13 protein-coding genes and 1 pseudogene are annotated in these 14,660 nt (G+C 42.9%); 8 read left to right on the top strand and 6 right to left on the bottom strand.

Annotated elements, in window-relative coordinates:
• The first annotated feature begins 30 nt into the window (after positions 1–30).
• Entirely contained in the window at positions 31–399 is a 369-nt protein-coding gene (locus tag CRO17_RS14650) for a VOC family protein (RefSeq protein ID WP_097043228.1), read from the top strand.
• Between the two features lie 24 nt (positions 400–423).
• Here the strand turns inward: CRO17_RS14650 and trhO are convergent, their stop codons facing one another.
• Entirely contained in the window at positions 424–1,383 is a 960-nt protein-coding gene (gene trhO, locus CRO17_RS14645; protein ID WP_097043227.1) for an oxygen-dependent tRNA uridine(34) hydroxylase TrhO, read from the bottom strand.
• 115 nt (positions 1,384–1,498) lie between these two features.
• Positions 1,499–2,467 (bottom strand): annotated as a pseudogene (locus CRO17_RS14640) (magnesium transporter CorA family protein).
• A gap of 453 nt (positions 2,468–2,920) precedes the next feature.
• On the opposite strand from CRO17_RS14640, the gene CRO17_RS14635 reads away from it, so the two are divergent.
• The 4 genes from CRO17_RS14635 to CRO17_RS14620 all read left to right on the top strand — a co-directional run bounded on the left by CRO17_RS14635 (position 2,921) and on the right by CRO17_RS14620 (position 5,012).
• Positions 2,921–3,118: a cold shock domain-containing protein gene (locus CRO17_RS14635; protein ID WP_077305238.1), complete on the top strand. Its 198-nt coding sequence runs from the start codon at positions 2,921–2,923 to the stop codon at positions 3,116–3,118.
• 86 nt (positions 3,119–3,204) lie between these two features.
• Positions 3,205–3,510: a hypothetical protein gene (locus CRO17_RS14630; protein WP_097043226.1), complete on the top strand. Its 306-nt coding sequence runs from the start codon at positions 3,205–3,207 to the stop codon at positions 3,508–3,510.
• Position 3,511: 1 nt separating this feature from the next.
• Positions 3,512–4,087: a xanthine phosphoribosyltransferase gene (locus CRO17_RS14625; RefSeq protein ID WP_097043225.1), complete on the top strand. Its 576-nt coding sequence runs from the start codon at positions 3,512–3,514 to the stop codon at positions 4,085–4,087.
• A 22-nt stretch (positions 4,088–4,109) separates the two neighbouring features.
• A complete protein-coding gene (locus CRO17_RS14620; protein WP_097043224.1) occupies positions 4,110–5,012 on the top strand; it encodes an AEC family transporter in 903 nt (300 codons plus the stop codon).
• Between the two features lie 28 nt (positions 5,013–5,040).
• Here CRO17_RS14620 and CRO17_RS14615 read toward each other — a convergent pair whose 3' ends face one another.
• Entirely contained in the window at positions 5,041–5,919 is an 879-nt protein-coding gene (locus CRO17_RS14615; protein ID WP_179637113.1) for an NAD(P)-dependent oxidoreductase, read from the bottom strand.
• 486 nt (positions 5,920–6,405) lie between these two features.
• On the opposite strand from CRO17_RS14615, the gene CRO17_RS14610 reads away from it, so the two are divergent.
• The gene (locus CRO17_RS14610; RefSeq protein WP_097043223.1) at positions 6,406–8,622 is read left to right on the top strand and encodes a ribonucleoside-diphosphate reductase subunit alpha; all 2,217 of its coding nucleotides are present in this window, start codon (positions 6,406–6,408) and stop codon (positions 8,620–8,622) included.
• 18 nt (positions 8,623–8,640) lie between these two features.
• Here CRO17_RS14610 and CRO17_RS14605 read toward each other — a convergent pair whose 3' ends face one another.
• Entirely contained in the window at positions 8,641–9,306 is a 666-nt protein-coding gene (locus CRO17_RS14605; RefSeq protein ID WP_097043222.1) for a Type 1 glutamine amidotransferase-like domain-containing protein, read from the bottom strand.
• Positions 9,307–9,413: 107 nt separating this feature from the next.
• Here CRO17_RS14605 and CRO17_RS14600 point away from each other — a divergent pair, with 107 nt between their 5' ends.
• Both CRO17_RS14600 and CRO17_RS14595 read left to right on the top strand, forming a co-directional pair.
• Positions 9,414–10,127: a TraR/DksA C4-type zinc finger protein gene (locus tag CRO17_RS14600; RefSeq protein ID WP_097043221.1), complete on the top strand. Its 714-nt coding sequence runs from the start codon at positions 9,414–9,416 to the stop codon at positions 10,125–10,127.
• A 127-nt stretch (positions 10,128–10,254) separates the two neighbouring features.
• Positions 10,255–10,923 carry a class I SAM-dependent methyltransferase gene (locus CRO17_RS14595; RefSeq protein ID WP_097043220.1) on the top strand — a complete coding sequence of 223 codons (669 nt, stop codon included), beginning with the start codon at positions 10,255–10,257 and terminating at the stop codon, positions 10,921–10,923.
• On the opposite strand, the gene CRO17_RS14590 is transcribed toward CRO17_RS14595, so the two are convergent.
• On the bottom strand, positions 10,889–12,439 hold the full coding sequence (locus tag CRO17_RS14590; RefSeq protein ID WP_097043219.1) for a glycosyltransferase family 2 protein: 1,551 nt from the start codon (positions 12,437–12,439) through the stop codon (positions 10,889–10,891). The two genes, CRO17_RS14595 and CRO17_RS14590, sit on opposite strands and share 35 nt — an antisense overlap.
• A gap of 673 nt (positions 12,440–13,112) precedes the next feature.
• Positions 13,113–14,498 carry a S1C family serine protease gene (locus CRO17_RS14585; RefSeq protein ID WP_097043218.1) on the bottom strand — a complete coding sequence of 462 codons (1,386 nt, stop codon included), beginning with the start codon at positions 14,496–14,498 and terminating at the stop codon, positions 13,113–13,115.
• Positions 14,499–14,660 lie beyond the last annotated feature (162 nt).

Raw genomic sequence — 14,660 nt, 5'->3', positions numbered from 1 at the left:
GGTAGAATATAGAAAAAGGGGGTTGTTCAGATGGAGTTTTTCCTAAAGCAGCTGGATTATGTACAGCTTGCTTGCCCAAAAGGCAGTGAGGAGCAGGCGAGAGAGTTTTTTGTAGATGTGCTAGGTTTTGAAGAAATCGAAAAGCCAGCTAACTTGCGAGCGAGAGGCGGTGTATGGTTCAGCTGCAATAGCATTACGGTACACATGGGAATAGAGGAACCTTTTTCGCCAGCGCGAAAAACTCATCCGGCTTTTGAAGTAGAAGGATTATCTTCCTTGCGGCAGCATCTAGATCAACACAGTGTCGACTTTTCAGATGATGCTGATTTGCCGGGTGCAGACCGTATCTATGTGCATGACCCCTTTGGCAACAGGCTGGAATTTTTAGAATGGCATTAAAAAAAGAACCCAAGAGGGTTCTTTTTAGTTTGCTACTGTTTCGTTTTCCAATTTGGCAAGACGTTCTTCGACTTCTTCTGGTGTTAAGCCGTGTTCTTCCACGTACATGTTACGCGGGGAACGGCGGCAGCTGTCGGAGCAGCCGCGAAGATACTTGTGCTCGTTTTCTTCAGAGCAAATGATCTGGCGGTTGCAAGAAGGGTCTGCGCAATTTACATATCGTTCACAAGGCTCGTTATCAAAATAATCTCTCGCCACGATGACATGTTCTTTTTGGTTGATTGGTACAGAGATACGGCTGTCAAAAACATACATGCGGCCATCCCAAAGCTGTCCTTGTACTTCTGGATCTTTACCGTATGTGGCGATACCGCCATGCAATTGACCAACATCTTCAAAACCTTCGCGAACAAGCCAGCCGGAGAATTTCTCGCAGCGGATACCGCCTGTGCAATAGGTAAGAACGCGTTTTCCTTCTAGTATATCTTTGTTCTCGCGGACCCAGTTTGGCAAATCGCGGAATGTTTCGATTTCAGGGCGGATAGCGCCGCGGAAGTGACCGAGATCATACTCATAATCATTCCGAGCATCAAGAACAACTGTGTTCTCATCCTGCATTGCTTCGTAAAATTCCTTCGGAGATAGGTAGTTACCTGTTGTCTCGCGAGGGTCTATATCATCTTCCAGACGCAGCGTTACCAATTCAGGACGCGCACGTACATGCATTTTCTTAAAAGCATGTTCATCCGCTTCGTCAATTTTGAAGACCATATCTTCAAAACCTGGTTTCGCATGCATCATGTCCATATAAGCTTGTGTTTGTTCTACTGTTCCGGAGCAGGTACCATTCATACCTTCCTTCGCTACAAGGATACGGCCTTTTAATCCGAGTTCCTTGCAAGCCTTCAAATGTTCGCTGGCGAAAGTTTCCGGATCCTCAATATCTACATAGTTATAATACAACAATACGCGATAATCACTCATGTTATTTTCCACCTGTCATTTATATTTGCAAGATACAAATTTAGGCGATATGTCGTTATTTATACTCTTGCAATCAAATATTTTAGCACGAAAGGCTTTGCAGTACAATTGGAAATTAAAATAGCTTGTTTTTGAAATAATGCCACAGCGCAAAAGTGACCAGTACCAAGAACACGCTGACACCGGCTGTTGTCCACGGACTGTCGGAAAATGGTATGGGTAGATTCATCCCAAAGAAACCAGTTACGAATGTCAGCGGAAGCATAACTGTCGAGATGATTGTCAGCACATTTAATTTCTCGGTAGACTTGGCGCTAATAATGGAATAATACGTGTCCAAGGCGCTGTTTACCAAATCGCGAAAAGTTTCTGTTGAATCCACAATGCGCTCTAAATGATCGAGCAGGTCGGTAAAGAAAGGCACATTCTCTTCGCTGATATCGAATTTCCATTTACCATTTACGTTAAGGAAAATACGCCGCTGCGGCAGAATGACCCGTCTGATTAAGATAATCGTACGCTTTAAAGAAAGAAATTCCTCGGTTACTTCTTTTACGCCTTCGCTGTACATCTCATCTTCTATCTCTTCAATTCTAATGCCAATTCTGTCCAGAACAGGAAAATATTCATCCGTAATACCGTCGGCTAGTGCATAGAGAAGGAAGTCTGCTCCTTGGTTCATATAACGGGAAGAACGAGAACAGATTGCATCCATCTGACCGAGCCAGCGCAGCTTGTGTTTATGAATTGTTACAACATAGTTCGGCCCTAGAAATACATTCAATTCAAGCGTTGTGATTTCGTTGTCACTTTCTTCGTTGTAACGCAGGGCATGGAAGACGAAAAATTTTTATGCATCGTAGTCATCAACTTTTGCGCGCGGACTATCATGCAGACAATCTTCAATCGCAAGCGGGTGAAAATCAAATATGCTGGCAAGTTCATGCAGCTCATGAGATTGCACATCATACGCATCTATCCACAGAAGGTTATCTGGGTCCTCCAAATGGAGATTGCTGTCCTGCAAGGTAATATTTGTTTGCATGGTGTCTGTTTGGTGATGATACAGATACGTCTTAATCATGCTTCCACCCCTTTCGTTACGGTTATTCTTTCATAAGCTATAGTCAATATAAGGAAAGGGGTAAGAGCTGTCAATAAAATAGTTCTTTTTCGAAGCAAGGTATGAAAAAGGGGGCGGAGGAACAAACTGTTCTTATAAATACAAGTAAGTGTTGCAATACATCAAAAAACAGGGTCCAATGACACAGGACAGAATGCGTTGTCGTGAAAGCGATTTCTGTCATATGCAGCAGTATTGAAAGCGTTTTATTAGGGCGTATGTCTCATTCTTAACATATTTTGAAGAAAAAGTTAGAATACACTTGCAATCTTATATAAAAAACGTTACTCTTAAGAGGCAAAAGAAACGGTTGAATAATCTTTACGATCTCTTTCACAATAAGTGGTGTAGGTGTAAAGGTATAACGATTCAATACCTGTACTTTTGTACTTCTATTGTAAGGAGGTCATTTAAATGACTGGAAAAGTAAAATGGTTTAACGCAGACAAAGGTTTTGGTTTCATCGAAAGAGAAGACGGGGACGATGTTTTCGTACATTTCTCTGCTATCCAAGCTGACGGCTTCAAAACTCTTGACGAAGGTCAAGAAGTTGAATTCGAAATCGTTGAAGGCAACCGCGGCCCACAAGCTGCTAACGTAACTCGTCTGTAATATATCCTTATATAACGACGACAAAGGCGCATTCTGGATTAGTCCAGGGTGCGTCTTTTATCATTTTAAGGAGAGGTGTGCTGCAAATGAGTCAAGAAGAGCTTTCGAAAAAGATCATTGAAAGATATCAAGAGGACGAGCGAATGATGATTCGAATCTTCGCGCAATGGTGTACGAATCATGATTTGGATGCTGTGGCCTTATATGAGCAGGCCTATCCAAAACAAGGAAAAAATACAGCGCTGCAAGAAGCGTTAGACGAGATGCTGCCAAAAGAGGGGGCATCGGATATCTCGGATGAGCTGGTGCTGGAGGTATTACAATTCTTTGGGAATGATGATTTAGCATTTGTTGTCGCTACAGCTGCTGAGGAAAAAAAGGAGGCCCATTAACGTGGAATTACTTCATCAAGCAATTCGCGAAAGAGGGACCATTATTGGAGACTCCATTGTAAAGGTCGACAGCTTTTTAAACCATGAAATGGATACAGCCCTTCTTTATGAAATCGGTAAAGTGTTTTATCAGAAGTTTCAGCACCAGCCCGTGTCAAAAATTGTCACAATTGAAGCAGGCGGAATTGCCCCGGCTCTTATGGCAGGCCTTGCTTTTGGTGTTCCTGTCGTGTATGCCAAAAAGCAGAAATCCCTTACGATGAAAGGTGACGTCTATTGTGAATCTGTCTTTTCCTTCACGAAGCAAGTGTATTCAGATGTGACAATCTCAAAAGATCGACTATCACCGGATGATCATGTCTTAATTGTTGATGATTTTCTAGCAAACGGAGAAGCAGCCGCAGGGTTGATAAATATTATAAAACAAGCTGATGCATCAGTTGCCGGTATAGGAATTGTTATCGAGAAAAGTTTCCAAAAAGGGAGAGCCCGCCTGGAGGAATTAGGGATAGAAGTAGAATCTTTAGCGCGTATTGCCCGTATTGGAGATGGGAAGATTGAATTTTTGCAATCATAAATTTTTGATAGGATGATCATTTGTGGGTTACATATTGACGTTATTGCCGATTTTCGGCATTTTTTTACTTGGCTTCATTGGTCAGAAGTTATTAAAGTTTGATATCCGCAGTATTTCGAAGATGTCCGTTTATTTGCTTTCCCCGGTTTTGGCTTTCCAGACATTTTATGAAAACCGGTTAAGCAAGGATTATATGTATCTCGCCATCTTCGTCGTCGGTCTTTGTCTGGCACTGCTGCTGCTCTGTTATATCATAAGCTGGGTGCGAAGGTATGATCGTCAAGACACGTATAGCTTAATGCTGGGTGCATCATTTATGAATAATGGCAACTATGGTACGCCGCTCGTTTTATTCGTATTTGGTGCAGCCGGGTTTCATTATGCAGTTATTCTGCTTGTTTTGCAGCAGCTTGTGATGGCAACTATAGGGGTCTTTATCGCTGCCAAGGGCGGAGGGGCGAATCGTTCCCTGCGTGCGACCTTGATATCTGTTTTGAAGATACCAATCATTTATGGAGCGTTGCTCGGAATTCTTTTTCAGCTCTTGAGAGTGCCGCTTAGCGGACCGATTTCCCAAGCTGTGCAGCTCGTAGCTGATGCGGCAATACCTACCGTTATGATTGTTCTCGGTATGCAGCTGGCGAATATCTCGTTAAAAGCCTTGGAATATGAACGCCTTTCGTATGCACTAATACTTAAGCTGCTCATTTCCCCTGTTGTTGCTTACCTGTTTACATTAATCCTGCCAGTTGACGATTTGGTAAAGCAGATTATGATCCTGGTAGCCGCAATGCCTACAGCAGCTAACACGACTATATACGCGCTTGAATTTGGTGCCAAGCCTTCTTATGTATCAAGTACAACCATGGTCAGCACAGTTCTTAGTCTCGTTACGCTGCCGATATTGTTGTTTATCCTCGTATAAAAAGGCCGATGATACTCGGCCTCTTTTTTTATGCTTTCTTCGTAAATAGTTTAATTAATGCTTGGGTGCCAAGATTCTCATCACCATTTGCTGCCAGTCGTTCGTATAGGGAGAGGCTTAGTTCTAGTCCCGGTGTCATCATATCCATTTCTTTTGCAGCCTCGAGAGCCAGTTTCATGTCCTTAATGAAATGTTTCACATAGAACCCAGGATCATAATCTCCTTTAATCATTCGAGGAGCCAGGTTGCTTAAGCTGAAACTTCCAGCGGCTCCTGTTGTAATAGATCGAAGCACTTTAGACGGATCCATTCCTGCGTGCTCTGCATACGCAATTGCCTCGCAAACACCAACCATATTACTGGCGATGGTCACTTGGTTAATTAGTTTTGTATGCTGCCCGAAACCAGCAGGCCCTTGCAGGATAATATTCTCTCCCATCGTTTCGAATACAGGCAATACAGCTTGAAATGCTTCTTCGTCACCACCGGCCATGATGGCAAGCTTTCCGTTTCTGGCGCCAACATCACCGCCGGAAACTGGTGCATCCAATGCGAAAATACCTTTTTTCTTAGCTTCTGCATAAATTTCTTCGGCTAATGCTGGTTTAGAAGTGGTCATATCAATTACATATGTTCCAGGTTTTGCGTGCTGGAGGATTCCATTGTCACCAAAGTAGACTTCCTGCACATCACTAGGATAGCCAACCATTGTAATCACGACATCCGCCGATTGTGCCAGGCTAGCTGGTGTATCATGCCAGACAGCACCTGTGTCTATTAAATCCTGTGCTTTTGCTTTTGTTCTCGTATAGACGTCCAGTTCAAATCCTGCTTGCATCAAATTACGGCTCATACTCTTACCCATAACACCAATTCCGATAAAACCTACTCGTTTCATATTTTTCATATATTCCCTCCTGTCGAATGCATTTTCATCGTACCGCTAAGCGGTTTGATTGTCGAGGCGTGCAGAGTGTTTTTGGCTGAAAATCACAAACAATTTTTCGCCTGCAAAAAACCTCGAAAGACGGCAGTTTTCTTTACGAGATAGATTGTGAAATAAGTCTTGCAGATAAAGTAGAGATTGAAAGAGACAAGATTGTATGGTAAAGTCATTTGTACAACATCTTGTTAGTGTAAACATAATGCAATACTATATATAGTTTCGAAGGCGAGCAAGCCGGGTATCGACGAGAGGATGAAGAAATCGCTTCATTCGCTTGATAGACAGTGTTTTTTAACACTTTTTATTTGTCGTTTCTGATTCATGTTACTACTGTATCTAGTAGTACAGACAGAGCAGACAGTTTCCTGGTAGTTGCTCACTTTGTGCGTTTAGGGGTAAGAAAGTACTTACTAATACACCTGTATTCTTAGAGGAGGAAGTTTCAACATGTTAGATACGACACAAACAGTCAATTGGAAAGAGCATGTAGCAGCCGTGCTCAAATCACGCTTCGCAGCATCTGACGCAAAACACCTGATTCAATATGGTGAGCGGTTATCACAGCAAAAATCCTGGTCATCCGATAAGGAATGGCTGAATCAGTTAATTCTGGAAGGATTGGCGCAGCTTGATGAAGAAGAGACGCAATGGACATATATTGCAGCGAGTCTGTATTTGGAACAGCTTTATTTCGAAGCTGCTAATAATCGCGGTTACAAATTTGAAGAAAAGTACGGATCTTTCTACAGCTTAATCCAGCAATTGACTGAGATTGGTATCTATAGCACATCCCTTCTCGACACATACAGTGAAAATGATATCAACTACTTCCATAGCTTGATCGATTACAAGAAAGACGGATTGTTCACATATATTGGTCTGCGTACGCTTGCGGACCGCTACTTGGCAACAGACCATAAAGGCGGCACTTATGAACTTCCGCAGGAACGTTTCATGATTATTGCCATGACAATTATGAGCAAGGAACCAGCAGACAAGCGCAAAGAGCTTGTCACAGAGGCATATTGGGCGCTGAGCAATCTTTACATGACAGTGGCTACGCCGACTTTGTCTAACTCTGGTAAGAGCTACGGACAGCTTTCCAGCTGCTTCATCGACACAGTGGATGACAGCTTGCAAGGAATTTTCGACAGCAACACAGATATTGCCAACTTGTCTAAAAATGGCGGCGGTATTGGTGTGTATCTTGGTAAAATTCGCAGCCGCGGCAGTGCCATCAAAGGTTTTGAAGGTGCGTCTTCTGGTGTGCTACCGTGGATGAAACAGCTTAATAATACAGCAGTAAGCGTCGATCAATTAGGTCAGCGTAAAGGTGCGATTGCTACGTATCTTGATATATGGCATAAAGATATTTTCCCATTCCTGGATGCGAAATTGAATAATGGGGATGAGCGCCAGCGTACACATGACTTATTCACGGGTGTCTGTCTGCCGGATATCTTCATGGAACAGGTTCAAGGGCGCGGAAACTGGTATCTATTCGACCCGCACGAAGTTCGCCGTGTGATGGGCTTCTCTTTGGAAGACTTCTACGATGAAACTAGAGGAGAAGGATCTTTCCGCGAAAAATACTGGGCATGTGTCGAAAATCCGGACTTGCATAAGGAAGAAATTCCAGCTATCAATGTGATGAAACGTATTCTTCGCAGTCAGCTGGAAACGGGCGGTCCGTTCATGTTTTATCGTGATGAAGTAAACCGTCAGAATGCGAACAAACATGCAGGTATGATTTATTCCAGCAACCTTTGCACAGAAATTATGCAAAACCAAAGCCCAACGTTAATGACAGAACAAACGACAAAAGACGGCAAAATCATTATTACAAAAGAACCTGGTGATTTTGTTGTCTGTAACCTTTCTTCCATTTCTTTAGCGAAAGCTGTTACAGAGGATGTCTTGGAGCGTTTAGTTCCAATCCAAGTTCGGATGCTGGATAATGTTATTGATTTGAACACAATTCCTGTGCTGCAAGCGCAAATTACAAATCAGAAGTACCGTGCCATCGGTCTTGGAACCTTCGGCTGGCATCACTTGCTTGCTTTGAAACATATTGATTGGGAAAGTGATGAAGCAGTAGCTTACGCTGATGAACTGTACGAGAAAATTGCTTACTTGACGATTCAATCCAGCATGCAGATTGCCAAAGAGAAAGGTGCTTACCCGATCTTCGAAGGCTCTGACTGGGCAGATGGCAGCTACTTTGATAATAAAGGCTATACAACAGGCGAGTCTGAACTTGACTGGAAAGGTCTGCAAGAACAAGTGAAGGAAAACGGAATGCGTAACGCTTATTTGATGGCAGTCGCGCCGAACTCTTCCACAGCTTTAATTGCAGGAAGTACAGCAACAACAGACCCGATTTTCAGCAAATTCTATTCTGAAGAGAAGAAGGATTACAAGATTCCGGTAACAGCTCCGGACCTGAATGCAGAAACAGATCGTTATTACAAATCTGCTTATGAAATTGATCAGCAGTGGAGCGTGAAGCAAAATGCAGCACGCCAAAAGCATATTGACCAAGCAATTTCGTTCAATATGTACGTACCGAACTCCATTAAAGCAAAAGAACTGCTTGATTTGCATATCGCAGTTTGGGATTCTGGTATTAAGACGTCTTATTACTTGCGTTCTACATCTAACTAATACAAAAGGGACCCTATTTTACAGGGTCCCTTTTTCTATGCGTTTTACTTGTTCCGTACCAAATACCGCAGTGGGCTGCTCGTTCTCGAAATAAAGGCAGGCATCTTCATCAATGCCGTATCCGTAAGGCACTTGATTCCGCTGTAAACCAGTTATAAGATGGTTTTCATCTTGCCATTGTGAGAAATGGACGCTGTTCAGCTGGTTATGCAGCAAGCCGAGTCCTGGTCCGCTCCATGCTTGTTGATTATCCGTATCATGAGGAGAGAGAAGAACGGTGTCCGGCATCAGAAGCGCTCCTGCACTATTGCCGGCGACAGGAACACCAGCTGCATATTTGTCTTTTATAAGCTGCTTGAACGGCTGCTTTGTATAATGTGTATAGTATGTTTCAGAATGACCGCCTCCGATAAAAATGCCAGTAGCAGCTGCTAGTTGCTGCGCCGCTGCATTAGCGTCTAACGTGCCTTTCTCATTTGGAATAATAACCGAGATATTGCGCTCGAGCACACCTTGATCCAACCAGTGTTTTGTATAGTGCTGCAGAAAGTTTTCCCAACCTTCTCGGTAGACTAGCAACAGTGTGATTTTGGCATTTCTTCCGCCGGCTGCTCTGCTAAAATGGACATTCGCTTCTCTTTGAGAAGTATTTCCTCCAAGTAAGTACAGTCTTCGCTTCAGCATGCATCATCCCTCCATTTTCTTGATTATACAATAACTGCATATTTAATAGAGATATGTTTTCTGTCACATACTAACACACAGTTAAGAAAGAAACTGGAGGGAAAAACATGGTCAGACCAGAAACACTTAATGCTTGTAAAGAGATGCTGGAAAAGCGGCTGCAAGAATTAAAACAAACATTGAAGGACCACTTTGGTGTCGAAATGTCGTATAACAAGGATGCAGTAGGTGAACTGAGCAATTATGATAATCATCCAGGAGATACAGCAACGGAATTATTCGAAAGAGAGAAAGACATTGCGTTAAATGACCACTTGGAGCAAGAACAGCAGGATATAGAAGCAGCGCTGGAAAGAATGGAGAAGGGCACCTACGGCATCTGTCAAAAGTCAGGGAAGCCAATACCTGATGAACGTCTGCTTGCCATGCCGACAGCGGAAACGCTTGTAGAGTTCAAGCCGCAGCAAATGACGTTGCATGACCGGCCGGCAGAAGAAGCGGTCATTCATCCGCGTTTGGAGGATTTAGAAGGAAAAGATGACGAGGAAGACTCGGAGCATAATTTTTACGATGGAGAAGATACGCTGCAGGAATTGCAAGCATACGGCTCGTCTGAAACACCTTCTGATTTTGTTAACTCAGAGAAGGACTATGAGTATATGGCAGTGAATTCCGGTGAAGAAGTAGGCGGAGCGGAGGATATAGAAAATTTCCTAATTGCCGATATGCATGGAAAATATGATGGTGTTAACGAAGATCATGAAAACTATGAAGACTATTTGGATGATGCAGATGTAAAATCTATTTTATATGATGAATAAATAGACAGCAAAAGCCGGGCGGAAGTTGCCCGGCTTTTGCTGTCTATTAGAAAGCGGGCATACATGCTTATCCAGCGGAATACGTTGTACTAAATGTACTGTATTCTAAATTTAAAGGGGATGAAGCATGTTGACAGAAGCATGGACTTCGAGATTTTTCACACGTGAGGATCGTGCAGCGCGCGATTTTGTGCTGAAATTACCGGATGCTTGGTGGAGTCGCGGTTATGAATATAAATGGGCAGCTTCGTTCGCAGAGGCAGGGGATACTGTACTGGATGCTGCCTCGGGAATTAGTCATCCATTTAAATTTCACTTGGCGACCACCGCCCAGGCAGTCTATGCATGCGATATAGATGCAAGAATTATGGATGATCAGGCCATTCTGGAAGACATAAGCAGGGATTTTGGAAAAGAAGAAGCAACGCGATTACCAGCAGAACTGCTTCAAAAAATTCACCGCTCCGCAGCAGATCTGACCGCGTTGCCATACGAAGATGCCCTTTTTGATAAGATATTCTGTATTTCGGTAATAGAACATTTGGACGTGAGTGTACAGAAGCGTGCGTGGGAGCAATTTAGCCGTACCTTAAAGCCGGGAGGTCTAGTTATATTAACGTTCGATTATCCAACAGTTGATTTAAAAGTTTTGGAAACATTAGCCGAACTTGCCGGCTTGGAATACGCTGGCGATATTCAGACCGAACTGCCGGCAAATGCCCTGTTTGATGATCAATGGGGACGACTTTATTGTTTTCGTGCTATTTTTCGAAAGAAGAAACCTCCGTCCATCTGATTAAAGTGGGATTAGCATCTAAGATGCTTTCATATTGTGCCTCCTGACCATACACAGCATGCGGATCCTGCTGCTGATAGCGTTCATATTTTCGTTTTCGATCCATCTCGTTTGCCCAGCCAAAATGCTTTACCCGTAAATCACTAATACCATTGGGCAGATTAAAAATGTTTGCTGGAAACCGGCCGCAATGAACGGGTGTTTCCAGCCATTCATATGGAAAGGCAGGCTGATAGCGAAGCAGGAAAGGGCGATAAAAACGGTGAGCCTGCCAATAAGTATCCTCGCGGTAATGATTTTCATCCCAAAAATCGAATAGACGAAATGAATAAAGATCCAGATCGGCTTGGTTTAAGAGCCGGTCTTTTTCTGTTAAAAAGGCATTTTCCAGCACTTCGTCCGCATCTAAATTTAGAATCCAGTCAGGCTCTTCAGCAATTGTTTCCAGCCATTGCTGTTTGCGAAGTTCGATTTCATTCGAGAAGCTGGACGTGGTGTTTTCAATCAGCTTAAGCGGGACATTATAGGCTGCGCAAAGTGTTTGGCAAATCTCTCTTGTGTTATCCGTACTGTGATCATCAATGATGACTGCTTGATCCACAGCAGGTAAACAACTTTGCAAAACAGACTCCAGATAGCGTCCTGCTTCATTCTTAACAATCATGGATAAGGTAAGTGTATTATCGCGTGCTTTTGAGTTGCGTTGGGCAAAACCAGGCCAATTTTTTTCCCAATTATAAGCAGGAAGCTTTGCTAAATCTGTTTTCCGATAAAGGTGAAATGCTGGATAATGGGTATCAACAAAGAGAGAGAGGCCGAGTGCAGCAGCGCGAATACAAAAATGCCGATCTTCTCCCCAGAACGAAAGATTGGGGATTTCGCCGAAATGGACTCCTTTTTCTAAAGCATTTCTGCTGATTAATGTGCAAGCCCCTAAGCCGCCCACTTCATATACACCGGGTTCTTGCATTTGACGGAGGAAAGCTTGATGTCTTTCTGCCCGTTCTTCAACCGACAGCGATTCTCCGCGAGTATGAGCGAATTGATCATATTCATCTTTCAGCCAGACTTGCGGCAGCGCTTGTGTTCCAGGCTGCCATTGGGTCCAAAAGACACACGAGATAATTTCTTTTTCACTAGCAAGCAGCTGATTCAATGTGGCAGGGTGCAAAATAAGATCTGAGTCAACGAAAAATACATAATCATATTGCTGCTCTAATGCAAACAAGATAATTTGATTTTTCCATGCAGCTACTTTCCAGATAAGTGATTCTGTCCAATAATGTGTATGTTCATCTTTCAAGTAGGTGTCAGTTCCTTCGGATGGAAGAATGGCAGCCGTCTTTTCCTTGGCAAAATTAGCGAGCAGCATGCTTGATTCATGGTTATCGTTATCGTCTACGAAACAATAAGCAATTGACATGTCATTTGTTTGAAGGTCACGGAGAGAATCTAGGTAGGCAGACAATATGTCAGGGTCTTGCTTTACTGTAGTACCAATTAATACGTTCGTCATCGACCATGCTCCTTTATGTAATGTCTGTTTATAATGTATTGGGCGGGAGCATGATCTGTGACAGATATTGCATAGAATCAGGTTAATAATTTTTTATAAGAGGGAAGAGCTTCATCCTGTGAAGCGGCTAACGATGGGACTGCATGAAGATCGTACTATGTATAGCAAAATACTAATCCGCAATCTAATCCATTTCTAACTACTCGATGTTTCCATACAGCAGGGAGCTGCTGTTTTGTTTCTAGCAAGAAAAAGTGCCGCACCTGCAGCTCTTGTTTGTCTGGATGCAGATAAGGTTTACTGGTGATTAACCGCTCTGAAGATAGGTGTGGTAATCCAGACTCTTGCTCTATCTCCCGATGCGAAGCATTGGCAGTCTTCTCCAGGGTCTACGGTACTACCGGGGACTTGTAAACCTGCTTGAGGTATATCTTAATACATATGCACGAGCGGCTGGTAACGACCTTGTTTATATCGAATGATATATGCAAGTACTTTTCAACCACTTTATCCCACCTCCATGTTAGATATAATAAAAAGCGATCATCCAGGATGATCGCTTTTTATTGGAAAGGTGGGGCAAAGCCCAGGGCCGCTAGTATGACATTTTGGGGATATCATGTTTTTAACTTTGTAGGATACGGCCGTAATTTATTTAATCAATAAGCTGTGCTTATTGTTGTTGTTGATCGGCAGAATTAGTGACTTCTGTCGCTTGCTCTTTTGTTAGTGTAAGTTTCGCTGTTTCTTTGCTGCCATCTCGATAATAAGTCACGTTCACTTCATCACCGATTTGTTTGTCAGAATAAAGGTACGAACGCAAATCAACCATGCTAGTAATATTTTGGTCGTCAATTTTCGTGATAACATCATATTGCTCAAGTCCTGCGTCTGCAGCTGCTGAACCTTCTACTACTTGTGCAAGCACGACACCTGCTGTTACATCGTCTGGTAAGTTCAATGTTCGCTGCTTGCTAGCCTGCGGTACTTGATCCAAGCTGACAGCGCCAATACCGATATAAGGACGCTCCACTTTACCGGATGTTTCTAACTGGTTAATGAGTGGCTTTGCTGCATCAATTGGAATGGCAAAACCAATACCCTCTACTTCTTCTTGCGCAATCTTCATAGAGTTAATACCAATCACCTCGCCATTGGCATTTATTAGTGCTCCGCCACTGTTACCAGGGTTGATTGCCGCATCTGTTTGCAGTACTTCCGAGACCCAGTCTTCTGTTCCGTCATTATTAGAATCAACAGCAACAGAACGATCTAGACCGCTGATGATACCTTGGGTTACGGAACCAGCAAATTCCGATCCGAGCGGATTACCAATTGCGATAGCTTGCTGACCAACAGTTAAATCATCTGAAGTACCAAATGTAGCCACTGTATCAACATTTGTTCCATCAATTTCGAGTACAGCTAAATCACTAATTTCATCTGTGCCAAGCAATGTGGCTTTCTCTGTTTGTCCGCTAGCTAATGTTACTTCCAAGCTGGAAGCACCTTCGACAACGTGGTTGTTCGTTACAACGTACGCTTTTCCGTCTTCTTTTTTATAAATAACACCTGAGCCAGAACCTGCTTCCTGTGATTCAGAGAATAAATCTGCTTGCTGCAAGTTCTCTACGCCCACTACTGCTGCAGAAGCACTTTGAATGGCGGAAGTTAGATTTTTTGTGCTAGTTTCTGTTGCTAATGTTTTATTAGTGGATGTAGTGGTTGATATATTGTCTGTCCCCATCGTTGAAGGACTTGCTGCGTCAGAATTAAACGAAATAACATTTGTGAATACAAGGACAGCGACAATTGCAAGTACTAAAATACCACCAGCAATACCACTGATAAAACTGGTCCAGCCCTTGCCATTCTGTTTAGGCTGCTGGGGCTGTTTCACTGGCTCATCTATTTGAATGGCATGTCCGTAAGCTGGCGTTTCTTCTTTTTGTTCAGATCTTCTGTTTTCATCTGTATACGAAGGACCCTGTTCGTTATAAGCATCATACCGCGGCTCCTCTGGATATTCATCGTATTGCTTGTCGTTATCTCTATTCATATAAGACACCTCTTTCATGTTGTTTGCGTTTTTCTATACTACCTATTCTACTGCCATGCTTTGGGATTTATTTGGAGCAATTATGTAAAATATGTGGAATAGATAAATCAAAGAGAAAGGCTTTTCTTTTCGCAGATTTATGGGAAAATAACGATAGAGAAG

It is taken from the genome of Terribacillus aidingensis (assembly GCF_900215625.1).
Classification (GTDB): Bacteria; Bacillota; Bacilli; order Bacillales; family Amphibacillaceae; genus Terribacillus; species Terribacillus aidingensis.
This window is presented reverse-complemented; position numbering and strand designations above follow the sequence as displayed.